The organism is Alicyclobacillus fodiniaquatilis, from assembly GCF_042678105.1.
GTDB lineage: Bacteria > Bacillota > Bacilli > Alicyclobacillales > Alicyclobacillaceae > Alicyclobacillus > Alicyclobacillus fodiniaquatilis.
The window spans coordinates 20315-44171 of the sequence record NZ_JBHUCX010000092.1; the positions used below are offsets into that span (position 1 = coordinate 20315).

Consider the following 23857-nt stretch of genomic DNA (forward strand, 5'->3'; position numbering starts at 1 on the left):
GCGGGCAATTGACCAAGGTTGGTTTTTCAAGTTTAAAGTGCGTTCTACGCAGACGTTTTCTCGTCTTTGAACTACGATGTTGTTGTACAGCCACAATCAGCACCTCCTTTGCAGACTACCGCTCATCATCTTACTCCGATTGTTCACTTGAAAGCAAGTCTTTTAATGCGGCCAACCTCGGATCTATCGGCCGCGTATCACATCCGCATGTATGTTCGTTCAGATTCGTGCCACAATCGGCGCACAAGCCTTTACAGTCCGTTCGACAAAGCGGCCGTTCATCCAGCGCCAAAAAGATGGCTTCTTCGATGTTTTCCGACACATCAAGTTCATCTTCGGTCAAACACGGGATTTCCTCGTCCACCTGTTGCGGATCAGTGGTGTAGGACTGCAACAGATGCGTGGACAAATCCTGTTCAAAATTTGTCAAACACCGGCTACAAACATATGTGATCCTCGCTTCCACGACCCCTTCAATCGTCAACAAGGGACTTGTATAGGTCGCCATGCCCACGACGTGAACAGGCGAAATCGCCGCGATGTCAATCACGTCTCGCGCAACCCGCGGCAAGTCAAGCGTTTGGTCAAACGCAATCTGCCCTGACCTTTTGACCGCTTTGATATTCAACAGCATGATGCATTTCTCCTTCTATACTTCTAAACCTTTTCAGGTGGCGGTTCAACAGTGCCCGAATCGCGATCATAGCGCGGGCGCTCCACATGTTCCCGCTTTTCAGTTTTGGCCTCTGCAATGCGCGCCTCAATCGTCGGCAAAGCGGCGCGCACCGCGCGATATCCAGCCTCAATCGCCTCAGCCGCGCGCGTGAATTGGGTCGTCCCAATCTGGGATACCGCTGGCCGAATCGTCAGAGAAGCGGGTTTTTGTTCATTGATACGCGCGTGATCCTGCATCAGTTCCAGGCTCTGCATAATGACATCAACCATGGATTTTGGCACTGTGCCTTCTGGCGTAATGCCCACATCCACCCCCAACACCACATCCGCCCCCAAATCCCACGCAGCCTGCGTCGGCACGCGTTCGAGCACACCGCCGTCGACGTAGACGCCGCCATTGTGAAAAAAAGGGACAAAAACGCCAGGAATGGCGATGCTGGCGCGCACTGCGTCGGCGATGGAACCTGCGCGAAAAACGACTTTTTGGCGTGAAATCAATTCCGTCGCGACAATCGCCAACGGAATTTTCGTATCTTCAATCGACGCATTTCGCGTGAGGAAAGAAACCAATTGGTGTACTTTGTCCCCTTGCACCAGTCCCATTTTGGGCATCGTGAAATCCACCCAGTGCTTGCGGCGCAAAGCGACAGCAAGCCCGCGCATCATCGCAGGCGATGTGCCCATGGCACTGATTGCCCCCACCAGGCTTCCCATGCTCGAGCCCGCAATGGCCCCAATGGGAATATCGTGATCGACCAGTGCAGACAACACGCCGATATGGGCCAGCCCTTTTGCACCGCCTGATCCCAGTGCAAGTCCAACTGTGATTTCACGCACTTTGTTCACCTCATTTGTCGAATGGATTTAAGACAAACGATGATGGAGCGCGTTAAGTACGTGTTTTGGGACGAATTGAGACACGTCTCCGCCGTGCATGGCAACGTCTTTCACGAGCGATGAACTCACAAAAGAGAAAGCAGGCGCGCTCGGTACAAATACGGTGTGAATTTGACTGTGCAACGTTTGGTTCATCTGCGCCATCGGCATTTCGGATTGCAGATCTGACGCGTTGCGCAAACCGCGCACCACCACATCGATCTGCTTTTCCCGGCAATAATCGACAAGCAATCCCGCGAACGCCTCGGTTCGGACATTCGCATAAGCGCTCGTTGCCAATGTGACATGCTCAAGCCGCTCCTCGACTGTGAACAGTGGCTGTTTGAGCGGATTGTGCAAGACGGCGACAACCACCTCGTCGAATAGCGCTGCAGCATGCTGAAGAATGTCTAAATGGCCTAACGTAATCGGATCAAAGCTTCCTGGATAAACGGCGCGACGCATCTATTTTCGTCTCTCCTCAGTTTGTTCGATATCATCATCGCAATCAACATCAGGCACGTGCGCACCCGCCACATGCGAAATCGCAGTTTGCGCGTAAATACTCACGGCAATATCACCGTACACTCTATGTTTTACACGTGTAAAGCCATACATGTTTTCAGGCAGCGGCGTAGATTTGGGATGTTCACAGACGATGCCGCCTGTGATCACCATCTTGTCTGCCAACGCGGCAAATACAGGTTCCCAAAGACGCTCAGCGTAAGGAGGATCCAACAATACCCACGCGACTTCCGGAAAGTCCGCCACAATTCGCGAAACGGCAAGCCGCCAGTCGCCTGTCAGAACAAGTGCATCACTGTTTGCATCCAGCCGGCGCAAGTTGTCGCGAACCGCCGCAAGCGCCCTCCTGTCCTTATCCACGAACACCGCCTGCTCTGCGCCTCGACTCAGCGCCTCAAGGCCCAACGCGCCAGAGCCTGCAAAAAGATCCACCACCACACCAGACAGTTGATGTGGAAGCAGATTAAACATCGACTCTTTCACCCGATCCGTCGTTGGTCTAGTATCCCTTCCCTTGGGTGCGATTAACACATGACTCTTCCACTTTCCCGCAACAACGCGCATCCTCTGTCCTCTTCCTAATGTCTGACTATCCCTCAAAATCGGGTGACGCCTCATATACCGTGCGACCTGCAAAACTCCGATTGCCAGGCATATTCACGCCGCCAAACGGGCGGCAATGGCGCCTCACCTTTTGTTTACTCCCCCACTTTAACACAGGTGCAAAAACAGCGAAAATCAATTCTCCCTCCATAAACCGAGCCTACTTTTGTATTTCTCTGTCCTCCGTCTTGCCACGTATGATCCATCTTTTGAATGTCTATGCTATGACTATCAACGGCGATAGCTGTTGTAGGCAACCGAGGGCAAAGAGATTTGGTCCCCATCCACTCTTTCTCCGGTTTCTCCTCTCCCAGAAACGTGCTGGCGATACGCAAGCACGGCAGACCCACGCTTACCCGGGCGTGGGTTTTCTGCATTCAGGACGAATGCTCCAGCAAAATTTCCAGCAAAGCACCAACTTTACTCCCGCTTGACAGCTTGCTCGTAGTATAATTTTAGCATCATCATCAGAGGACGTGGAGAAGACACATGTCACTAACGTTGGCAGCATGCCTCACACAGCTATCCGAAAACCAGAAGACAAGTGTGGAAATCACCGAACACTATCTACAACAAATCGCAGAAATAAATCCGCGCTTAAACGCCTACCTGCATGTCTGCAGCGATGGTGCATTACAGGCCGCGCACGCTGTGGATAAGCTGCGGGCACAATACCCACAAGCCTTGGGACGGCTTGCGGGTGCCCCCATCTCCGTCAAGGATTTGTTTGACACCTCATTTGCGCCGACAAGTTACGGCAACGCGCGCTTTCGTCAGCACCGACCGTCAATGAGCGCCATCGCAATCCAGCGTTTGCAGGATGCACAAGCCATCATTCTCGGCAAAACTCATCTGCACGAATTTGCCTATGGTGTTACGAATGAAAACCCCCATTTTGGGCCAGCGCGGAATCCTGTAGATGAAGCACGCATGACGGGCGGATCGAGCGGCGGGAGCGCCTCTTCTGTGCGGGCTGATCTCGCAGTCGCCAGCGTCGGCACCGATACTGGGGGCAGTGTGCGCATTCCAGCGGCATTTACCGGTGTCGTCGGATATAAACCCACACACGGATACATCCCCCTAGAAGGGGCCTTTCCGCTGGCGCCAACGTTGGATCACATCGGGCCGATTACGCATACCGTCGAAGATGCGGCTATCCTGACGGATGTGTTGGCCCAAACTGAAACCGCCCATTCCCTTGTTCACCAACTGCGCTCACCGCGCGCGCAGCGCCTGCGTGTCGGCGTACCTCAGTCATTTGTCGACCGATATGCAACAGACGCGATTGGCCAGGCGTTTGAGGCGTGTATCGCGCTGCTTTGCAAACAAGGTGTCATCGAAGTGCACACTTTCGACTTTCCAATGCCTACTGATGAAATCGGCGTACACCAGGCCAACATCATGGGCGCTGAAGCATTTGCGCACCATGCGGAAGATTTAGTGTCACACGCGCAAACCTACGGTGAGGACGTGTTTGAAAGATTGATGGCAGCTGCGGACATCACGGCCAAGGATTACATTCGCGCGCTGGACTTTCGTCGATATTTGCAATCCTTTTGTACGGATATATTGACGGATAACGATGTGATCCTGCTGCCTACAACACCGATGACTGCGCCAATCATTGGAACCGTCACGATACAGGTTCACGGCAATGAGGTTCCTTTGCGTCAGTTGATGACCCGTTTCACAAATCCGTGGAATCTAACGGGTTTCCCAGCCATCACACTCCCTGCAGGGACGATTGCTGGCCTGCCGTTCGGATTGCAAATGGTGCGTCGTTGGGGGCACGACGGACGTTTATTGCGAGATGCCGCGTACATAGAACGTCATATCTGCCACACGTGATTCATCGCGTTGACTGGACGCGCGTATGCGTTCATCTACAGAAGGACGGCACAACAAATAAGGCGCCACGTGAACGGACTTACGTGGCGCCTTATTTGTTGTGTATCCTGTTCAGCGAGAACTGGATTCCATCGGTTGACTGACGATTCCATGCGTAGCACAAATGGATTGGTAATGACCAAGTAACTGTTCACTCGGTCCGTGCCAATCCAGCGACTTCGCGATGTCCAAACCACGTTTGCGAACTGCTTCACGCTTCTGCGTATCGGTCAACATCACTTTAACAGACTCAATCATCGATTCTGTCGAATTGGAATCAAAAATGAATCCTGCTTCACCATTCTCCAACACCTCGCGCGTTGGCGCACTATCTGCCGCCAGCACTGGCAACCCAGTTGCCATCGCCTCAAACAGGACAAGCCCCAACGTCTCGGTGGTCGACGGAAACAAAAACGCATCCGCTGAAGCATAGGCGCTCGCCAGTTCTGAACCATGCATATAGCCGGTAAACGAAGTTTTTGTCCCGGCAAAAAGGCGCTCTAACTCCGACCGATATGGCCCATCGCCGACGATGGCCAAATGAAGATTCGGGAACGCGTTGAGACAAGGCCGAATTCGTTCGATATTCTTCTCGGAAGCAAGCCGCCCCACATACAACAGTACCGAGTCGCCGTCTTTTGCTGCAGGGGCCAGACGCTGACGCATTTCCGCAGAGCGTGTCGCTTGGTTGTACAAGTCAAAATCAACGCCACGTTCCCACAGACCGAGATTTTCGAACTTATGCCGTTCCAGTTCTTCCATCGTCGCCCGCGACGTCGCCAAATTCAATTGAGCCCGATTGTGTAAGGTCCGAAAATACCACCACAGCGCAGGTTCCAAGAAATTCAGTTTATAGTGTCGCGCATAAGCAGGAACATTTGTGTGGTAAGAAGCAACGAGCGGCAGGTGGAATTTCCATGCGTAGTAGATGCCCCCAAGTCCGAGGAACGCCGGATTGACCACGTGCACCAAATCGGGCTGAAATTTTTTGATGGCGCGGCCAATCCGAGGCATCGGCAATGAAAACCGTTTTTCCGGATAAAGAATAAACGGCATAGCAGGTATTCCTACGATGGTTGCGGAGGCATATTTTTTTGGCGCACCAGACGGGGCGAACAGACAGACTTCATGCCCCTCCTCTTCCAAATGTTTAAGAGTGGCGCAAAGGCGTGTGACAATCCCGTCTGTCGATGGCAAAAACGTCTCCGTAAACATCGCAATTCGCATTAGAAATTCCTACCTCCAAGTTGCACTCGGCCGGATGACATCTCGACTAACACGGTCCTGATACCGCGACGCGGTTTCAATCAGACCTTGAATCAATTCATCCGACAGCAAATGCGGCTTCAATCCTAAATCCAACAGTTTGGTGTGCGCAGCATGGTAATAGTGTTCTTCCTTCTCTACACGCGGATTCTGCAAATGGGCGATGTTCGCTTCAATGCCCATTTGTTTGGCCACCGCTTGCACGCGTTGCGCCAGTTCCAACACTGAGAACTGTTCAGTAAATTGGTTGAAAACGCGGAATTCGCCTGCATCTGCCGGATTGAGCGCAGCCAACTCCACACATTGCAGCGTATCCCGAATATCGAGAAATGCCCGCGTCTGTCCACCTTTACCGTAGACTGTCAGGTCATGCCCCACCGCCGCTTGAATGCAAAAACGGTTGAGTGCAGTTCCAAACACGCCGTCAAAGTCGATGCGATTGTATAGTCGCTCATCCAACTTGGTTTCATCCGTCCACAAACCGTAAACCACACCTTGGTTCAAATCGGTTGCGCGGATGCCCCAAGCCTTACATGCGAACATAATGTTATGACTATCGTGCACCTTGGACAAATGGTAGAACGAGAACGGTTGTTTCGGGTACGGCAACACGTCTTCACGACCATTGTGCTCGATGCGAATATAACCTTCTTCAATATCGATGTTCGGTGTACCATATTCGCCCATTGTGCCCAACTTGATGAGATGGCAATCAGGTGTAATCTTTTTCATGGCGAACAATACATTCAAATTGCCAACCACATTATTGACCTGTGTAAAAACTGCATGCTCTCTGTCAATCATGGAATAGGGTGCGGAACGTTGCTCGGCGTAGTGAACAAATGCCTCTGGTTCGAAGTCTTGAAAGACATGTTCGACAAAATCATAGTCCTGTAAGTCCCCCAAGTAAAACTTGATAGACTTGCCAGACTGCGCTTGCCATACGCTCAAACGATCTTCCATCGAAGCAATCGGTGTGAGCGATTGAGTTCCAAGTTCTTTGTCCCATTCACGGCGGATCAAATTGTCAACAATGGCTACCTCATGACCCTTTTGAGAGAAATAAAGTGCTGTCGGCCAGCCGCAAAAGCCGTCACCACCGGCAATAATAATTTTCACGTCAACGTTTCACCCCAAAAATTCTTATATGTATACTTAAGTGTATACCTTTACAATGTACAAGTTTTCGCGATGGCGAGCAAGTGCACGAAACAGGCAGGTTGGTTTTCCCACTCATCTTGCGTCCATTTTGTGACGGTTTTTTCCAATGACACGACCTGCATCCACATGTTTGGCAACCTGTAAACCAAGCATCACAACCCCGTGTCTTCGCGCATTTGACCGATGGTTTGCCCCATCTGCACACGTGCACCAGTCGAGACCATGAACGTCACATCGACCGAAGATGGAAATAGTACCACCACGGTCGAACCAAGCGCAAAAAATCCAATTTCCTCGCCGCGTTGAAATGATTGCTCACATGCAACATCCAAAACCTGGCCACGATGGCGATCCCGCCATGTGCGCGCTGGAACATAAGGGGTGATCACCGAACCAACACCTGCAGCACCCACTTTGACAAGCGCGAAGGGGCCGGCTTCAGAATGGAAATACGTAATCACACGTTCATTGCGCACAAACAAACGAGGAATATGTTGTACGCCATGTGCGTTGACTGGATATAGCGTCCCAGGAATATGACAGCAACGCAAAGCCCGACAAGCTAACGGCGCATGAATGCGATGGTAGTCACTGGGACTGAGATAAACTGTGAAATATTTCCCACCTACAAACGCTTGCGCCGCCTGTCCATCTCCAAGCAACTCATCAAGCGTGTATGGATGTCCCTTGACCTGCAGCAACTGGACACCGTCAATATCCCCCAAAGTACTCACTGTGCCATCGACTGGAGAAACTAAATCTGAACCAATCGGCCGTGCAGTGGCCTGCAATTGGCGGGTAAAAAACTGGCCTAATGTTTCATATGACAATATCGGTTTTGCAAGCTCTGAGGTGTCTATTGCATAGTGTCTGGCGTACCACGGTACAAATTTTGCACTCCACCTGCTCTTTGCAAATTTCCCTAAAGCGGCTGTATATAGTCGCTTCGGCATCATTCGCAACATAAAAGACATGACTGAAGCGTACATATTCTCCTCATTTCAGACAGCATTTACAAGTTTGCCCGAGTGGTCGTAGCATATTTATCCTCTTTCGGACAGGCTTTGATGGTCAGCTTTTGCGACGACGCTCAAGGTAAAATATATGGGTTTGCGTGGATTTTGTCTAGACGACGTTCACAAAGCGAAACAGCACAAAAGGAGCTGGCATGTGCCAGCTCCTTCATGAGACAAGGTCTTAGGTCTTAGCGGCCAGCTAACTGTTGTTCAGCGTAAGCCACCAAACGTTTCGTGATTTCGCCACCCACGGAACCGTTCTGACGAGCGGTTGTTTCAGCGCCCAATTGCACACCGAACTCGGAAGCGATTTCGTACTTCATTTGCTCGAGCGCACGAGATGCGCCAGAAATCACAAGGTTGTTGCTGTTGCTCCCCTGTTGATTCGCCATGCCTTTTCACCTCCCCTGTCGTGGTAAACCTATTATGGTTCGACAGGGGAGAAATTATGTTTACCACTTACGACCAAATTTCATGATCCACAACTTTTTTTCGCAGGCCGTTTAAACGCTGGGATCCATCGCAAAAACGCCACCTTGCGCCAAGTCATCCGCAACACCCGGATTGCGGCGTTCTGCTCGGGTGAAACGCATCACACACGGCGATTTAATCCCGATAAAACGCCTGCTCCGGCAACTTTGCGACAGCCTGTCGAAGCGCCGCGTAATTTGGCGAAAGCCAAAACGCGTCCGAAGCGAGCATCGCAGTCGCCTCTTCCCTGGCGACAGTCATGACATTCGCATCCTGGACGATGTCCCCCACAGCAAATTGCGGCAACCCACTTTGACGAAACCCCAAAAACTCACCCGGTCCGCGCAGTTCCAAATCCTTTTCCGCAATTTCAAAACCGTCCTGCGTCTGCACCATCGTTTGAATACGCGCCTTTGCCGTATCGTTGCCCGCTTCAGCCAACAAGACGCAAGTGCTTGCAACCGCTCCCCGGCCCACGCGGCCACGCAACTGATGAAGTTGCGCCAATCCGAAGCGCTCTGCATTATAAATCACCATCACAGTGGCATTCGGCACGTCAATACCCACTTCAATGACGGTGGTCGACACAAGCACCTGTGATTGCCTGTCCCGAAAAGCGCGCATAATGTCGTCTTTCTCTCTCGCGCTCATGCGACCATGCAGCAATTGCACAGTAAACCCAGCGAGTTTGTCCTTCAACCGCTCGTACACGTCTGTCACTGCAGCCAGTTCCATCGTCTCTGATTCTTCAATCGTCGGCGCGACGATAAATGCCTGTTGTCCATGTGTCAGCGCGCGACGGACAAGCCGTATCGCCTCCTCCTCTTGGCGCAGGGAATATGCGACTGTCGTGATAGGCTGACGGCCGCGCGGCAATTCATTGAGCACAGAGACATCTACGTCGCCATAGACCGCCAAAGCCAAAGTGCGGGGAATCGGCGTCGCCGACAGCATTAAAATATCAGGCGACTCCCCCTTGGTCCGCAGCAGCGAACGCTGCGAGACACCAAAGCGATGCTGCTCGTCCGTGACAACAAGCCCCAGTTTGGCAAACGCCACATCATCGGTTAGCAGCGCATGTGTGCCAACCAACACATCCATTTCGTGCGCCGCCAATGCCGCGAGTGTCTGCTGACGCAATTTGGCCGATACGCTGCCCGTCAAAAGGCCAATTTGCATGCCCAACGGCTCCAAAATTCGTTTTGCCTCGCGGTAGTGCTGCTCTGCAAGAATTTCCGTCGGCGCCATCAAAGCTGACTGCTCTTTTGCCAAATACGTCGCAAAACAGGCAAACAGCGCCACCCACGTTTTGCCGGAACCAACATCTCCCTGAACAAGTCGCGCCATCATCGTCGAAGCGCGCAAATTCTCTGCAATCTGCTGGCACGCACGCTGCTGCGCAGCAGTCATAACAGCCGGCAAATGGGCTTCAAATTGCGCCAACGCGTTGGCAGGAATCATTTTGGCCGTGCCGGTCGGTTGCTCGCGGTGTTTGCGAAACCAGTGCAACTGAAGTTGAAATAGCAAAAACTCCTCAAACGTCAGACGCCGCCTTGCCTGACGCAACGCTTCTTTCTGCCCGGATTGATGCATCGCAATGACTGCGTCACGATGTGAACACAAGCGATATTTTTGCATGAGCGGATATGGCAGACGCTCGGGCAAATCGGCCCCATACACTTCAATTGCCTTGTTGATCAACAAATGCAACTGTTTCGAACCCACTGCTTTACTTGCGTGGTAAATGGGTAAAAAAGGACTGGTGGAACGCTTTTGTTCGGATGCATCAAACGATGTCTCACTGACCACAATCAAGCGTTTTTGCGCATTCCACTTGCCAGTCACGATGATGATTCGACCATCACCGAGACGCGTTTTCAAGTAATGTTGTCCAAACCAAGTGGCCAATACGAGGAATTGATTGTCAACACGAAGACGCACAGATAGCATCGATTTTGGACCGCGCCAACGCACAACCGCCTCGCCAGCCACCAGCGCGCGCACCGTCACGCGCTCGCCATCTTGCCAAGCGGCAAGCGGTTTCACCTGACGATCTTCATAACGAAATGGATAATAATGGAGCAAATCATCTACTGTATGTATGCCAAGCGCGGTAAGCGCCGTTTCCTTTGCCGGACCGACGCCTGGTAGACTTCGCACTGAAACCTGTTCGAGATTCAAAGAAAGCGCACTCCAGTCAAGCGATTCCAAAAAATCCTGCGGCACATCAGTACCGCGCCATCATCCGTGCCATGACCACTGTTTTTTCATGTTTCAGCGTGGCGCAAAACAAATACGCACGGCAGTGCATTTGCCCTCACAGCACGATTCGTCACAATTTGACACCTTGGACAAAGATGTTGATGGATGTCGCATTTACACCAACGGTGTCAGAAAGCACATAATCCACCTTATGGCGAATGTTTTGGGCGGCCTCATAAATATTTATGCCGTAATCCACAATGACAAACAAATCAACGTGCACTTCGTCTCCATTGAGTCGAACTTCCACACCACGCCCCGGATTGTCACGTCCAAGCGCCTCTGTGACCCTGTCTTTCACCTGACGTCTAGATGCCATTTCAGCAAGGCCAGCGCAGTCCAAAGCCGCAAAGCCTGCGGTCGTGGCGATCACGTCCTCACCAACGAAGATTTGTCCATATTGCGTCTCAATTGTCTTCGGCATGGGGAAGCCCTCCCTACCTCGTTCTCGATGTTTGCACCTATTGTACTATAAACAGGCGTGTCCTCGAAAGCACAGTTGCGGCATCTCTTTTCATGTGCTAGAATATGCAGGGTCAATTTGGGCGATTTGAACCAAAGAGAAAATGGAAATAATGGATAAATGATGGTCAAGGAGGTGCTCGCATGGCTAGAAAGTGCGAAATTTGCGGACGCGGACCTCAGGTCGGCAACAAAGTGAGCCACTCGCACATCCTCACAAAACGTCGTTGGCTGCCCAATATTCAATCGGTGCGCGCCAATGTCAATGGGACTGTGAAGCGGGTTCGCGTGTGTACACGTTGTCTGAAGGCAGGCAAGGTCACGCGCGCCGTATAATTGACAGCATGTGTGAAAAAAGCACCCCTAGAGGTGCTTTTTTCAATGTCTCGACCATGCTGCACACAGGCGGTTCATGTGTCTTTTGTGAAGGTGCCGAGGACTGCCTTGACAATGCCACCCAAAAACCGCGGCAACTTGATGGTATAAAATTTCAAGACCCTTTCCCCCCTCGTCCAACCTGCACCAGACTAACTGGGCAAGTGCCTCATCCGCTACCTATGTATATTCGCGACCTGTCGAAATGTGCAGAGACAAGTCTAAATTCGTTGTCCTTTTATTTCCCAGCTGCCAGCGCGGTCGTCAAAGCCCCAATCGCTTTTTTTCGATCCACCTCGGCAAAGATGGCGGATCCCGCCACGAATATCTCCGCGCCCGCGTCTTTTACCGCGCCTATGGTTTCAGCATTGATGCCACCGTCCACTTCGATACGCACCTGCTTGCGATTGAGATCGACAAGCCGTTGGCGCGCCGCGCGAATCTTGTCCAGCGTGGCCGGTATCAATTTCTGGCCGCCAAACCCCGGATTTACCGTCATAATCAAGAGCACATCGATGATATCCGCGACATATGCAAGCCCGTCAAGCCCCGTTGCCGGATTGAGGGCATATCCCGCCTTGACGCCGCTTTGCAAAATCATCTCCAAGCCGCGATGCACATGTGGCGTCGCCTCTTGATGGATGGTGATGACATCAGCCCCCGCTTGGACAAAGTCCGGTATCACCTGCTGAGGTTTTTGCACCATCAAATGAACGTCCAAGGTGCAGTGAAAGCGGGATCGCAATGCTTCAACGACTTGAGGCCCCATGGTAATATTCGGAACAAACTGCCCATCCATCACATCGATGTGAATCCAATCACACCCTGCATTTATCACATCTTCAACCTCTGCCGCAAATTTGCCAAAATCGGCCGCAAGAATAGATGGCGCGATCACTGTGCTCAATACATTCGTTCCTCCCTTTCCCGAATTTCTTGATATATCTGTCGATAATTTTCGTACCGCGATGATGCCAACTGACCTGATTCAGCAGCCGCCTTGACCAGACAGGATTCCTCGTCCATGTGCAGGCAGCCGCGGTAAGGGCAGTCAAACGCCGCGAAGTCTGGGAAATAATTGCGCAACGCCCGCGATTCGACATTCAATTGCAGTTGGCTAAACCCAGGCGCATCAGCGAGCCAGGTTTCCGCATCGAGCTGAAACAATTCAACATGCCGCGTCGTCTGCCGTCCCCGGCCAATTTTCTCGCTGACTGCCCCCATTTTCAATGCCAAACCAGGCGCCAAGGCATTGGCCAAGGTGGACTTGCCAGCGCCAGACGGTCCGGCGACAACATTGGTTTTGCCTTGCATCAAAGCACGGACCAAGTCGACGGAAGAGGCCTCTTTGGTCGAGATGGAAACGACTTCAAGCCCGCACTCGCGGTATATGTCCACAACCTGCTCGGCCTCGGGCAACGACGCCAAATCCCGCTTGGTCAACACCAAACTCGGCGTCACCCCCGCGATAATGGCCGCTGCAATGGTCTTGTCTACCATCAACAAATTCAAATCCGGCGTGACATAAGAGAAAACGACAAGCACATGATTCACATTGGCAATCGGCGGGCGGATCAATTCGGTCTGACGCGGTTTTACAGAGTTCACGATGCCTTCCTGCTGTCCAATCGGTTCATATTCAACCTCATCTCCGACCAGCACGGTGACCCCTTGCTTTTTAAACACGCCGCGGGCGCGACAGCGCCTCACCACACCTGTGTCGTATATATCAAAAAAACCACTGATTGCGCGAATCACTTTTCCCTCTGCCACGCAGGTCCTCCTTTGTCGGTCAACCTTGGACCGGATAATTTTTCACAACTTGCCCATTCTCAGAAACTTGCAAATCACCGCTCTGCCCTGGGGCGAGATACAGCGTCTCCTGAAATGTCTCTGTCTCGCTCAACGTCTGATTGACCACAACGCGATTGTTGCCGCGTGCATCCGTAATTGTGATCTCCAAATCGACAGGCTGTCCATGCGGCCGCTTCACAGTGACATCGACCTCGTGCGGCTGCGGCGTCCCACCTGCCCCTGTCGTGGTGGTGTTGGTCGTCGTATTATCGCCCGGCGTCGTGCTATTGGAACCAGTGCTATTGTCAGATGTTGTCGTATTGTTGTCAGGTGTTGTGGACGATCCGCCTGGATTGTCCGCCACCAGCAGATTTTCCGTCGATCCAACAGGCACGCTGTTGCCCTCCAAATAAGGGTAGACATAATACACGGTTTGATCCGGCATATTACTGATCTTGTTATGTGTCACTTTACCGATTTTCAATCCTGCGGTCTCTAGATCCTGCACCGCCTGGCTGTACGATTCGCCCACGATGTTGGGAACCGTCGTCATCTTCTGCACGCTGACATTCAACACAATCTTGCCGTTGCTTGCCACCTTCGTCCCGGCTGCCGGAGACGATGAAATCACTTGACCATCAGGAACACTTGTGCTCTCTTGTTCATGTTCACTGATATTATCAGCGGAAAAACCAGCTGAGACCAATGATTCCTTCGCTTGATCATAAGGTTGCCCCGCCACTGGCGGCACCTTGATCTTCGGCGCGCCCTGACTGACATACAAGGTGATTTCGCGCGTTTTTTTCACCTGTGTATTGCCGGTCGGATCCTGCTGATACACAGTGCCTTTGGGCTTGTTGGCGTTTGGCGCATATTTCTCTGAGATGTGATCCGCTGGGAAACCTGCTTGTTCAAGTGTTTGAACTGCCTTCTTCTCTGGCTTCCCGACCACCGACGGCAAGGCCAAGTTTTGCACGCGCACAATTCTAGTCACCACTTCAATGGCCGCATATCCACCTGCGCCAAGCGCAGCGATGGCAAGTATCGCGATCCCGCCATATAACAGGGCGCGTTTCCACCACTTTTTCCCTTTCTCACTTTTGCGCAACTCTGTGGAAACGTCTGAAAATCCTTCGCCGACCACAGGTACAGCAATCGTCTCATCCTCGTTCATTTCTAGCGGCATTTGAAACTTTGGCACGTTGGGATGTTTCACGGCATCCGCCAAATCCGCCTTCACCGCGTTCATATCCGCATAGCGACCATCAGGCGATTTGACCAGACAGCGCAAAACGATGTTTTCTAAACTCTGCGGAATCGCTTTGTTCATCTCCCGCGGTTCGATAAACCGTTCGCGCAAGTGTTTCAACGCGACACTGACCGGCGACGTGCCACTAAACGGCAGACTGCCCGTCAACATCTCATACATCACGACGCCGAGCGAGTAAATGTCGCTTTTGGCATCCGTCTTGGCGCCGCGCGCCTGCTCCGGCGAAAAATAGTGAACGGATCCCAACACAGACGTCGCCTGCCTGTCCGTGATGGTATTGCCCGTCACAGCACGCGCAATGCCAAAGTCAGTCACTTTCACCACACCGAACTTTGTGAGCAAAATGTTGTGTGGTTTGATATCCCGATGCACAATGTGTTGTTCGTGCGCTTGTGACAACGCATTACAAATCTGTTTGCTGATATCAATGGCCTCTTCCACAGGCAGCGGCGCCCGCTCGATGATCACATCTTTCAGTGTCGGACCATCGACATACTCCATGACAATGTAATACTCTTTCTCGTCAACGCCGACGTCGTACACATTGACGATGTTCGGATGGGCAAGCCGTGCCGCCGCTTGCGCTTCTTGCCGGAACCGAAGCACGAACTCCTCGTCCTCGGCAAACTGCGCCCGCAACATTTTAATGGCCACCACGCGATCCAAAAGCGTATCGACGGCACGGTAAACAATGGCCATTCCACCGCCGCCAATCGCCTCTTGCAACTGGTAGCGTCCACCAAGTATACGCGCCGTCAAATTACGTCACGCTCCTCATTGTGGACACCCACGATAACCGTCACATTGTCCGAACCGCCGCGAGTTAAAACGAGTTCGATCATCTCTTCAACCAGTTCAGACAACGTCTCCTCACGTTGGCATTGTGACGCTCGACGCGCAAAACCAGCGATTTCCTCGTCATCGACATAATTCGTCAGCCCATCAGAGCACAGCAGCAAAACGTCCCCTTTGCGCCAGTCCACCGTGTCGATATCCGGTTGACTGACTGGCTCTGTCCCTACAGCCCTAGTCATGATGTTGCGCTGCGGATGCGTCTTTGCTTCTTCCATCGTCAATTGACCACGGCGAACCAGTTCCGCCACCAAACTGTGATCTTTCGTCACCTGACGCAACGCGCCGTCTGACAGCAAATAACCGCGGCTGTCGCCAACGTGCGCAAAATGCACTTTCGCTTCATCCGCCAGCGCGCAGACGACCGTCGTACCCATGCCCGTATAGGCAGGGGTTTCGCTCGCTTGCCGATAGATGGTCTCATTTGCGGCATGAATTGCAGCCAGCAACACTTCCATTACATCACTGTCCGCTTGCAGATGCGCCAGTACATAAGCGCGAACCTCTTCGACTGCCAACCGACTGGCCACATCACCAGCAGAAGGGCCGCCCATGCCGTCGGCCACAAGATACATTTGGTAGCCTTTCAGTTCTGGGAGAATCACAAACCCATCCTGGTTCATGGTCCGAACTAAACCGATATGCGATTTTGCAGCATACAGCATTCTCATACACCCCTGTGTGTCAAAAACCCCTTACCCTACTGCGCGCGTTTGTTCAAATGTTGTGCCCGCAATTGGCCACATGCCGCAGCAATATCGTGTCCCATCTCACGCCGAATGGTTGCATTGACACCGTGTTCTGTGAGCGCGTTCCAAAAAGCGTATATCTGTTTCTTCGGTGTGCGCGTATACGCTCGTTCCGGCACATAGTTGACCGGGATCAAATTGACGTGGCAAGGCAAATCCTTCAATAGAAGCGCCAGTTCTTTGGCGTCTTCCACGCTGTCATTCTTGCCACCGACCAACGCATACTCAAAACTGATTCGTTTGCCTGTTTTTTGATTGTAATCATGACATGCTTCCATCAGCTTCGCAATCGGATATGCCTTATTCACTGGCATCATCGAGGAGCGCAGCGCATCGTTCGCCGCGTGGAGCGAAACGGCCAGCGTGATGGGACGCCCCTCGTCTGCCAAGCGTTTGATGCCAGGAACCAAACCGACTGTGGAAATGGTGATATGTCGTTGGCCGATGCCCAAACCAAGCGGATCGCTGATGATGTCGACAAAGCGCATCACTTGCTCGTAGTTGTCCATCGGTTCGCCGGAACCCATCAAAACAACTGAAGAGACCCGCTTGTCTTCAGGATCTAACAGACGCTGACTGAACATCAACTGCTCGACCATTTCACCAGCTGTCATCGCGCGCAGCATGCCGCCTAGTGTAGACGCGCAGAATGTGCAGCCCATCTTGCAGCCAACCTGCGATGAAACGCAGACGCTGTTCCCATAGTTGTGCTGCATGAGCACAGTTTCCACCGTCACGTCATCCGGCCAACCCAGCAGAAACTTTGTGGTGGGATCCACCTGCGACACTTGCCGCGTCACTTCGGTCGCCGTGCCCAACACGCACGACGCTGTCAAACGCTCGCGCAGCCCTTTTGGCAAATTGGTCATTTCCGCAAACGACGTCACTCGCTTCTGATACATCCACTCAAACAGCTGGCGCGCTCGATAAGCCGGTTCGCCGTGCGTTTCCCGCATCCAATCCACCAGCTCAGCGAGTGTAAAATTATATAAATTGATCACGATGTCACCTCCTGTTGTTTTCGCAACCGTGCCATATAAAAACCGTCTGTGCCAAACCGCTCTGGCGTCAACAGCAAACCTTTGTCAATCTCAGTATGAAGCATTGGAGGGAGTTCGTGTTTGATGTCATCGAGCGTGACCTTTCCCTGCAACTGCTGAAGCACATATTGTACCACTTGTTGATTCTCTTCCGGCAACAGCGTGCATGTCGCGTAAACCACGACGCCGCCAGGCCGCACCACTTTGCATGCCGTGAGTAGCAGTTCCTGTTGCAACTGCACCAACGAGGCGATGTCCGCTTCTTTGCGCCGATAACGCAAATCGGGGCGGCGGCGCATGACGCCAAGCCCACTGCACGGCGCATCGACCAACACCGCATCATACAGCTGGTCTTCTGCGGCGATTTCGCGCGCATCGCCAAGGCGTGCGCTCACACTCTGCAAACCGAGCCGCTGGCAAGCTGCCTGGATGTTCCGCACCTTTTGCAGATACACATCATATGCGTCGATCTCGCCTTGATCCTGCTGCAATTCGGCAATGTGCGTCGTTTTGCCGCCTGGCGCGGCGCACATATCCAAAATCCGCATCCCCGGCTTCGCCTGCAGCAACGGCGCGATCAACATCGCCCCTTCATCCTGCAAAGTGAGCGCGCCGGACGAATATAAAGGAAGCTTCTCGACATCGACTGCCGCCTTGGTTCGCAGCGCTTGCGGGGACAACTGTCCTGGTTCCACTGCGTCCTGGCCAATGACCGCCTCAAGTGCAGCCGCTGCGTCCGCTGGATTCATACGCAGGGGATTGACGCGCAGCGTCAAAGGCAACGGTTCATTGCCTGCGGCTAAAATCGCTTCCGTTCGCGCGCTGCCATACGTCGACAACAAACGCTGCACCATCCAGCCCGGATAGGAATGGCGGATGGACAAGTTCTGGCATTCGTCTGGGTGAGTTTTCGTCTGCCAGCGGTAGAGACGCTCATCCAATGTCAGTTGGTCGCGCAAATAACTGCGCAGGACACCATTGACAAATCCACTTGCCCGTCGAGCCACAACCTTCGCCAAATTGACGGCTTCATCAATGACCGCATAAGCAGGAACGCGCGTCAAATACGCAAGCTGATACACACTCATCCGCAAAAGCGTGAGCACAGCGACATCCAACGCTTGCAGACGACGCTTTACATGGGGTTCTAAGAGCACATCCAGCGTCAACTGACGCCGCACGGTCCCATACACCAACTCGGTGCACAGCCCCTTGTCGCGCGGCGCAAGTTGGCTGGTCGAAAGCGCGTGCTGCAATGTGACATTGGTGTAGGCGTCATCTTCGTACACCCGTTTCAAAGTTTGAAATGCGACCGTTCTCGCCGTTTGCTTCATACGCCAGGACCTTTCTCGAACTGCACCGACGCTTGATGCAACCCACTCCGCCAATCACCGGCGCTCATTTTCCGTCGGCCGGCAGGCTGCAGCTCAAGCAAACGCAGACAGCCGTCCGCGCAACCGACCAAGACGTCTTTGTGTACGCGCGCAACTTCCCCAGGCTTCAGCCGGACAGCTGTGCCGATAGGTTCGACCGCCCACAATTTGATGGCTTCCCCCCCGACAAAAGTCGTCGCGCCTGGCCACGACGCCAGCCCGCGGATGTGATCGTACACGACTTGGCTTGGTTGGTTGAAATCCACGAACTCGTCCGTGCGCTCCAAGCGCGCCGCATAGGTCACGCCATCGGTTGGCTGTTCTCTTATCTGCAATTGCCCCTCCAAGTACTGCGGCAGATACTGAATCGACATTTCCGCTCCGAGGTGGGCCAATTTATCGTGCAGTGAATCGACATTGTCCTGCTCGGTGATGGGAACCTCCGCTTGGGCGATGATGGGCCCCGCATCCAACTCGCGCACCATTTCCATCAAAGTGACACCTGTCTTCTTGTCGCCCGCCATGATGGCGCGATGAATCGGCGCCGCACCGCGCCAGCGCGGCAAAAGCGAGGCGTGCACGTTCACTGCGCCGACTCGCGGCATGTCAAGCAGCGCTTGCGGCAACAATTGACCATAGGCGGCTGTCACAAGCAAGTCAGGCGCAAATGCAGCCAGTTGAGCTAACGCCTCGCGCGCGCGCACTTTGATTGGTTGCAGCACAGGCAAACCATGCGCCAATGCCGCTTTTTTGACCGGTGTCGGCGTCAGCACGCGCTTGCGGCCAACTTTTTTATCCGGCTGTGTGACGACCAAGATGTCCCAACCTTGCGCCACCAACGCTTCTAGCGTTGGCACCGCAAAATCAGGCGTCCCCATAAATATTGCGCGCACCGCCATCAGGAACGCTCCTCTGCCGCGACGGCGCGTTCAATTTCGTGCGGCTGCAAATAATCGGTAAACAGAATGCCATCTAGATGATCGATCTCGTGCTGGATACAGCGCGCAAGCAGTTCCCGTCCCTCGAGTTCAAACGATTCACCGTGCCTGTCTTGCGCACGAATGCGCACATATTCTGCGCGCGACACCTTTCCAGATAACCCAGGCAAGGAGAGGCAGCCTTCCGAACCATATTGCGTGCCTCTTTTTTCAAGTATCACCGGATTGACCAGTTCAATTACCCCTTGTCCAACATCCATGACAATCAGCCGTTTTAAAATGCCGATCTGATTGCCTGCCAATCCTACGCCGTCCGCGTCACGCATCGTCTCTGCCATATCGTTGAGCAACTTGGCAATCGCTGGCGTAAATTTGGTCACTTCTTTCGCTTTTTGCCGCAATACTGGATCTTCTCCAACGCGGATAATACGGATGGCCATCCGCATGTCCCCCTCACATCATGTTCACTTGTCCCACTTGAAAACGACTGCCGCCTGCTGTTCGCCATGCGCCGGAAAACCTTTGATTCCAAGCGCGTATGCAACAACACGGCGACGATTTATCCAATTAACCAATTCGCTGCGCATTGACATCCAACCGACATGCGCCGCCGTATTGATTCATTCGCAACTTAACTAGGCGAAACGCTTCTACAACCGCAAATTGTACAGCATCCCACCGTTCATACTTTAACACAACTTGATAGCGAAATTTATCCTCAATGCGACGTATTCCACTGGGCGAAGCGGGTAAAATCACCAACTCGGCGTCTCCTTCAAAGCGGCGCAGTTCACGCTCAAACCGCATCGCCGCCCCGCGCGCCAAACGCTCATCCGTGTGCGACGCGACAAAGACAGCCAACTCGCAGAAAGGCGGATAGCGAAAAAGCGCTCGCCCGGTTCGCTCCTCGCGATAAAACGTCTCAAAATCGTGTCTAGCAGCCGCCATCACCGCTACGTGGTCAGGACGATACGTTTGGATGATGGTCAAGCCATCGGTCTTCGCCCGCCCCGCCCGACCGGCAACTTGGGTCAGCAACTGAAATGTCCGTTCGTGCGCTCGGTAATCCGGCACCGCCAACATCGTATCCGCTGCGATCACGCCCACTAAGCGCACATGCGGAAAATCGAGCCCTTTGGCGATCATTTGCGTGCCAATCAACACATCTGCCTCACGCGCTTCAAACGCGTCGACCATCTGCTTGAGCGACCCCTTTTTCCGCGTGGTATCCACATCCATGCGCAGCACGCGCAATTTGGGCCACGCTTTCCTCAAGGCGTCTTCAATCTGTTCCGTCCCCATGCCAAACGCGCGCATGGCCGGCTCGCCACAGGCTGGACAGTTCGGTTGATGTGGCTGATGATGGCCGCAATAGTGACAAACCAGTGTCGTCATCGTCCCCGTGCGATGCACCGTCAAGCTGATGTCGCAGTGCGGACAGCGCATCCGCTCGCCGCAAGCCCGACAGAGCATGGCGGCGGCATAACCGCGCCGATTGAGAAACAAAATGATCTGCTGTTTCACCGCGATGGTCGCTTCGATCTCTTCGGCCAAGCGGTCACTGAAAAGCGAATGGTTGCCTGCTTTTAATTCCTCGCGCATATCGATGACTTCCACTTGCGGCAGCGGTCTGCCGTTCGCCCGCACCGGTAACGAGATGATTTTGGCTTTCCCTGTCTCAACAAGATGCAAAGCGGTAAGCGACGGTGTGGCAGATCCTAGAATCGCCACTGCCTGGGCGGCTGCTGCCCGTTCAATGGCCACATCGCGCGCGTCGTAATGTGGCGCCTCCTCCTGTTTATATGAAGGCTCATGCTCCTCATCTACTATCAAAAGACCTAAATTGTGAATCGGCGCAAATACGGCGGAACGTGCGCCAACCACGATGTTCGCTTCACCGCGCAAAATACGCGACCATTCGTCGCGCCGCTCTCCTTTGCTCAACCCTGAATGCAAGACCGCGATGCGCTCGCCAAAGCGGGCGTAAAAGCGCCCAACCATTTGCGGCGTCAGCGCAATTTCTGGCACCAGGACAATGGCCCCTTTATCCGCGATGAGCGCTTGCTCAATCGCGCGGATGTACACCTCGGTCTTCCCGCTGCCCGTGACGCCATGCAAAATCAGCGTTTGTCTCGATCCGACCGCCAATGCCAGGCCAATTTGTTCCAGCGCATGTGCCTGCCAACGGGTCAAAACGGGTGGATCGACGACAGGGACCGCCGCCCATGCCAATCTCGACTTTTCGCGCACAACCACTTCGATGGCCTCATCCTTGACCAGCGCTTCGACCGTTGTCCGCGCGATCTCCGCAGTCTGCCATTCAAGCGACGACTGCTCGGCCAACATACGCAAAAGCGCCGCTTGTCGCGGCGCCCTGCGTTCCTTTTGAGCAGCCAACGCCAGAAGCGCGTCAGCATCCAAGCGCGCTTCCAGAAAGCGAGCTTGCGCCGCTTTCACTTCCTCTTTCACCCGCACCTCTTCCAGGATATAACCGCGCTCCAACCAGGCGTTCAACTGCGATTTGATTCGCTTGCCAAAACGCCCCTGGAGCAGTTCCATGCTCGGATTCTCCGCCTCTACGACGCGCCATACTTCAGTTGCCCGCACATCGTCCGGCACGTTTGACGTTGGCGGCACATTCAGATACGCCTCACCCCGGACACGAAAGGCGCCAGGCAGAATTGCGCCAATGGCCTCGTTCATCGTACAAGCGTAACGATTGCACAGCCACGTGGCGAGCACGAGCAGTTCGTTGGTCAGAACAGGCGCTGTGTCAATCTGATTCAAAATGGGCTTGACATTGTCCGGCAAGGTTTCAACACCGCGCACCCGCCAAATGATGCCTGCTTTGTACTGGCGGTTGAACGAGACAAAGACGCGTTGCCCCACCGCGATGGTCTGTTCGATATGGGCTGGCACATAGTAGTCAAATGGCTTGTCCAAGGCCAGCCCCGGGGTGTCAAGGTAAACCTCCACCACCCTCGCCGACTTGGTCATCCTTGAGGCTCTCCGTTCTTTTGCGACCGCATCAACTTGACGCGCGTCAGAATCCGGTCGGCCACATTCGACTTGGCCATGAGCGGCAGTTCGTCCACTTCGCCCGACTGCGTCAACAAGATGACTTGATTGGTGTCCACATCAAATCCTGCGCCTGGCTGACTGACATCGTTGACAACAATCAAGTCCAACCCTTTTTCAGTCAGCTTGCGCCGACCAAAAGCGATGGCGTCGCGCGTTTCGGCGGCAAACCCGACAATGGTCTGTCCCGCTTTGCGCGCAAGGCTGACATTGGCCAAAATATCAGGTGTCTGCTCCAGTTCAAGCTGCGGCAAGCCGTCTGCCTTTTTCCACTTTTGCCGATACACCTGCACAGGCCGATAATCTGCGGGCGCCGCTGCGGCAATCAACACGTCTGCATCCTTCATCGCCTGTTGCACGCCGCTCAACATCTCTGTGGTGCTGCGCACATACATCATTTTGGCCCCGGGCACTGGATGCAAGTGGGTCGGTCCACTGACCAATGTCACCTCTGCGCCGCGTTGCACAGCTTGTTGAGCCAGCGCATAGCCCATTTTCCCGCTTGAGCGGTTTGACAAATAGCGGACGGGATCAATATCCTCTACAGTCGGACCGGCAGTGATGACAAAGTGCAATCCCGCCAAATCCTGATGTTCTGCCAGCATGGCTTCCACGACCTGCGCGATATCCTCCGGTTCTGGCATCCGTCCCTTGCCCGTGTAGCCGCATGCAAGCGGGCCTTCACCCGGATCCAAGACAATGACGCCCCGTTCGCGCAGAATCTGCAAGTTGGCCTGTACCGCCGGATGATCGTACATGTGGACATTCATCGCCGGGGCGATGACCGTGCGACAAGTCGCCGCGAGCGCTGTCGTCGTGACCATGTCGTCCGCTAAGCCGTGCGCGAATTTGGCGATTAGATTTGCCGTCGCTGGCGCAATGACATACAACATGGCTCGGTCGGCCACCGCAATGTGCGCGATTTCCGAGGGACTGGGTTCAATAAATGTATCGAAGATCACGGGGTGTTTCGTCAAGGCTTGCAACGTCAACGGCTGAATAAACCGTGTCGCGTGTTCTGTCATCAGCACCTGCACATCATATCCGCGCTTCACCAACAACGAACACAACGCCGCCGATTTATAAGCTGCAATGCCGCCGCCAACCCCCACTAAAATAGATTGTTGTTCAGCCATATCCACGCCCCCTAGGCCACAAATTTCACGAAGAAAGGCAGAACAACC

Annotated in this window: 24 protein-coding genes; 2 read left to right on the plus strand and 22 right to left on the minus strand. The window is 53.6% G+C overall.

The genetic code is table 11. From position 1 onward, the window contains the following. The 5 genes from rpmF to rsmD form a co-directional block, all read right to left on the minus strand. Nucleotides 1-94: 50S ribosomal protein L32 (rpmF, locus tag ACFSB2_RS21520; RefSeq protein WP_377945449.1), on the minus strand; the 94-nt coding region annotated here is incomplete at its 3' end. A 36-nt stretch (nucleotides 95-130) separates the two neighbouring features. Beyond that, the gene (locus ACFSB2_RS21525; protein ID WP_377945164.1) at nucleotides 131-634 is read right to left on the minus strand and encodes a YceD family protein; all 504 of its coding nucleotides are present in this window, start codon (nucleotides 632-634) and stop codon (nucleotides 131-133) included. 23 nt (nucleotides 635-657) lie between these two features. Next, on the minus strand, nucleotides 658-1512 hold the full coding sequence (locus ACFSB2_RS21530; protein ID WP_377945165.1) for a patatin-like phospholipase family protein: 855 nt from the start codon (nucleotides 1510-1512) through the stop codon (nucleotides 658-660). 27 nt (nucleotides 1513-1539) lie between these two features. Continuing rightward, entirely contained in the window at nucleotides 1540-2016 is a 477-nt protein-coding gene (coaD, locus tag ACFSB2_RS21535; protein WP_377945166.1) for a pantetheine-phosphate adenylyltransferase, read from the minus strand. Beyond that, a complete protein-coding gene (gene rsmD / locus ACFSB2_RS21540; protein ID WP_377945167.1) occupies nucleotides 2017-2640 on the minus strand; it encodes a 16S rRNA (guanine(966)-N(2))-methyltransferase RsmD in 624 nt (207 codons plus the stop codon). A gap of 528 nt (nucleotides 2641-3168) precedes the next feature. Between rsmD and ACFSB2_RS21545 the strand changes: the two genes are divergently transcribed. Beyond that, nucleotides 3169-4527, plus strand: coding sequence for an amidase (locus tag ACFSB2_RS21545; protein ID WP_377945168.1), 1359 nt, complete (start codon nucleotides 3169-3171; stop codon nucleotides 4525-4527). 111 nt (nucleotides 4528-4638) lie between these two features. Here ACFSB2_RS21545 and ACFSB2_RS21550 read toward each other — a convergent pair whose 3' ends face one another. The 6 genes from ACFSB2_RS21550 to ACFSB2_RS21575 form a co-directional block, all read right to left on the minus strand. Next, the gene (locus tag ACFSB2_RS21550) at nucleotides 4639-5793 is read right to left on the minus strand and encodes a glycosyltransferase family 4 protein (RefSeq protein ID WP_377945169.1); all 1155 of its coding nucleotides are present in this window, start codon (nucleotides 5791-5793) and stop codon (nucleotides 4639-4641) included. A gap of 9 nt (nucleotides 5794-5802) precedes the next feature. Then, nucleotides 5803-6951, minus strand: a complete 1149-nt coding sequence (locus tag ACFSB2_RS21555; protein ID WP_377945170.1) for an NAD-dependent epimerase/dehydratase family protein — start codon at nucleotides 6949-6951, stop codon at nucleotides 5803-5805. A gap of 194 nt (nucleotides 6952-7145) precedes the next feature. Further along, a complete protein-coding gene (gene asd / locus ACFSB2_RS21560) occupies nucleotides 7146-7946 on the minus strand; it encodes an archaetidylserine decarboxylase (RefSeq protein ID WP_377945171.1) in 801 nt (266 codons plus the stop codon). 251 nt (nucleotides 7947-8197) lie between these two features. Then, a complete protein-coding gene (locus ACFSB2_RS21565; protein WP_377945172.1) occupies nucleotides 8198-8401 on the minus strand; it encodes a small, acid-soluble spore protein, alpha/beta type in 204 nt (67 codons plus the stop codon). A 214-nt stretch (nucleotides 8402-8615) separates the two neighbouring features. Further along, nucleotides 8616-10661, minus strand: a complete 2046-nt coding sequence (gene recG, locus ACFSB2_RS21570) for an ATP-dependent DNA helicase RecG (RefSeq protein WP_377945173.1) — start codon at nucleotides 10659-10661, stop codon at nucleotides 8616-8618. 151 nt (nucleotides 10662-10812) lie between these two features. Further along, the gene (locus ACFSB2_RS21575; protein WP_377945174.1) at nucleotides 10813-11166 is read right to left on the minus strand and encodes an Asp23/Gls24 family envelope stress response protein; all 354 of its coding nucleotides are present in this window, start codon (nucleotides 11164-11166) and stop codon (nucleotides 10813-10815) included. 182 nt (nucleotides 11167-11348) lie between these two features. Here ACFSB2_RS21575 and rpmB point away from each other — a divergent pair, with 182 nt between their 5' ends. Continuing rightward, nucleotides 11349-11540: a 50S ribosomal protein L28 gene (gene rpmB / locus ACFSB2_RS21580; protein ID WP_377945175.1), complete on the plus strand. Its 192-nt coding sequence runs from the start codon at nucleotides 11349-11351 to the stop codon at nucleotides 11538-11540. 74 nt (nucleotides 11541-11614) lie between these two features. On the opposite strand, the gene spoVM is transcribed toward rpmB, so the two are convergent. From spoVM to coaBC, 11 genes are all read right to left on the minus strand, one after another. Beyond that, nucleotides 11615-11698, minus strand: coding sequence for a stage V sporulation protein SpoVM (gene spoVM, locus ACFSB2_RS21585; protein ID WP_377945450.1), 84 nt, complete (start codon nucleotides 11696-11698; stop codon nucleotides 11615-11617). A gap of 119 nt (nucleotides 11699-11817) precedes the next feature. Further along, nucleotides 11818-12477: a ribulose-phosphate 3-epimerase gene (gene rpe, locus ACFSB2_RS21590; protein ID WP_377945451.1), complete on the minus strand. Its 660-nt coding sequence runs from the start codon at nucleotides 12475-12477 to the stop codon at nucleotides 11818-11820. Between the two features lie 5 nt (nucleotides 12478-12482). Beyond that, the gene (rsgA, locus tag ACFSB2_RS21595; protein WP_377945176.1) at nucleotides 12483-13352 is read right to left on the minus strand and encodes a ribosome small subunit-dependent GTPase A; all 870 of its coding nucleotides are present in this window, start codon (nucleotides 13350-13352) and stop codon (nucleotides 12483-12485) included. A 19-nt stretch (nucleotides 13353-13371) separates the two neighbouring features. Next, nucleotides 13372-15402, minus strand: a complete 2031-nt coding sequence (gene pknB / locus ACFSB2_RS21600; RefSeq protein ID WP_377945177.1) for a Stk1 family PASTA domain-containing Ser/Thr kinase — start codon at nucleotides 15400-15402, stop codon at nucleotides 13372-13374. Then, complete coding sequence (locus ACFSB2_RS21605) at nucleotides 15399-16160, minus strand: Stp1/IreP family PP2C-type Ser/Thr phosphatase (protein WP_377945178.1); 762 nt, start codon at nucleotides 16158-16160, stop codon at nucleotides 15399-15401. Before ACFSB2_RS21605 ends, pknB begins: the two co-directional genes overlap by 4 nt. Before the next feature lie 35 nt (nucleotides 16161-16195). Next, on the minus strand, nucleotides 16196-17245 hold the full coding sequence (gene rlmN, locus ACFSB2_RS21610; RefSeq protein ID WP_377945179.1) for a dual-specificity RNA methyltransferase RlmN: 1050 nt from the start codon (nucleotides 17243-17245) through the stop codon (nucleotides 16196-16198). Beyond that, nucleotides 17242-18618, minus strand: a complete 1377-nt coding sequence (gene rsmB, locus ACFSB2_RS21615; RefSeq protein WP_377945180.1) for a 16S rRNA (cytosine(967)-C(5))-methyltransferase RsmB — start codon at nucleotides 18616-18618, stop codon at nucleotides 17242-17244. The genes rlmN and rsmB overlap by 4 nt, the downstream gene beginning before the upstream one ends. Further along, complete coding sequence (gene fmt, locus ACFSB2_RS21620; RefSeq protein WP_377945181.1) at nucleotides 18615-19556, minus strand: methionyl-tRNA formyltransferase; 942 nt, start codon at nucleotides 19554-19556, stop codon at nucleotides 18615-18617. Before fmt ends, rsmB begins: the two co-directional genes overlap by 4 nt. Further along, nucleotides 19556-20035, minus strand: a complete 480-nt coding sequence (gene def, locus ACFSB2_RS21625; protein WP_377945182.1) for a peptide deformylase — start codon at nucleotides 20033-20035, stop codon at nucleotides 19556-19558. Before def ends, fmt begins: the two co-directional genes overlap by 1 nt. A 127-nt stretch (nucleotides 20036-20162) precedes the next feature. Continuing rightward, a complete protein-coding gene (gene priA / locus ACFSB2_RS21630) occupies nucleotides 20163-22592 on the minus strand; it encodes a primosomal protein N' (protein WP_377945183.1) in 2430 nt (809 codons plus the stop codon). After that, nucleotides 22589-23809, minus strand: coding sequence for a bifunctional phosphopantothenoylcysteine decarboxylase/phosphopantothenate--cysteine ligase CoaBC (gene coaBC / locus ACFSB2_RS21635; protein ID WP_377945184.1), 1221 nt, complete (start codon nucleotides 23807-23809; stop codon nucleotides 22589-22591). The genes priA and coaBC overlap by 4 nt, the downstream gene beginning before the upstream one ends. Nucleotides 23810-23857 lie beyond the last annotated feature (48 nt).

Coding starts and splice junctions, on each gene's coding strand:
- ACFSB2_RS21525 (WP_377945164.1), bottom strand. CDS start 634: ATGCTGTTGAATATCAAAGCGGTCAAAAGGTCAGGGCAGATTGCGTTT.
- coaD (WP_377945166.1), bottom strand. CDS start 2,016: ATGCGTCGCGCCGTTTATCCAGGAAGCTTTGATCCGATTACGTTAGGC.
- rsmD (WP_377945167.1), bottom strand. CDS start 2,640: ATGCGCGTTGTTGCGGGAAAGTGGAAGAGTCATGTGTTAATCGCACCC.
- ACFSB2_RS21545 (WP_377945168.1), top strand. CDS start 3,169: ATGTCACTAACGTTGGCAGCATGCCTCACACAGCTATCCGAAAACCAG.
- ACFSB2_RS21550 (WP_377945169.1), bottom strand. CDS start 5,793: ATGCGAATTGCGATGTTTACGGAGACGTTTTTGCCATCGACAGACGGG.
- asd (WP_377945171.1), bottom strand. CDS start 7,946: ATGCCGAAGCGACTATATACAGCCGCTTTAGGGAAATTTGCAAAGAGC.
- ACFSB2_RS21565 (WP_377945172.1), bottom strand. CDS start 8,401: ATGGCGAATCAACAGGGGAGCAACAGCAACAACCTTGTGATTTCTGGC.
- ACFSB2_RS21575 (WP_377945174.1), bottom strand. CDS start 11,166: ATGCCGAAGACAATTGAGACGCAATATGGACAAATCTTCGTTGGTGAG.
- rpmB (WP_377945175.1), top strand. CDS start 11,349: ATGGCTAGAAAGTGCGAAATTTGCGGACGCGGACCTCAGGTCGGCAAC.
- ACFSB2_RS21605 (WP_377945178.1), bottom strand. CDS start 16,160: ATGCTGTATGCTGCAAAATCGCATATCGGTTTAGTTCGGACCATGAAC.
- rsmB (WP_377945180.1), bottom strand. CDS start 18,618: ATGAAGCAAACGGCGAGAACGGTCGCATTTCAAACTTTGAAACGGGTG.
- fmt (WP_377945181.1), bottom strand. CDS start 19,556: ATGGCGGTGCGCGCAATATTTATGGGGACGCCTGATTTTGCGGTGCCA.
- def (WP_377945182.1), bottom strand. CDS start 20,035: ATGGCCATCCGTATTATCCGCGTTGGAGAAGATCCAGTATTGCGGCAA.
- priA (WP_377945183.1), bottom strand. CDS start 22,592: ATGACCAAGTCGGCGAGGGTGGTGGAGGTTTACCTTGACACCCCGGGG.
- coaBC (WP_377945184.1), bottom strand. CDS start 23,809: ATGGCTGAACAACAATCTATTTTAGTGGGGGTTGGCGGCGGCATTGCA.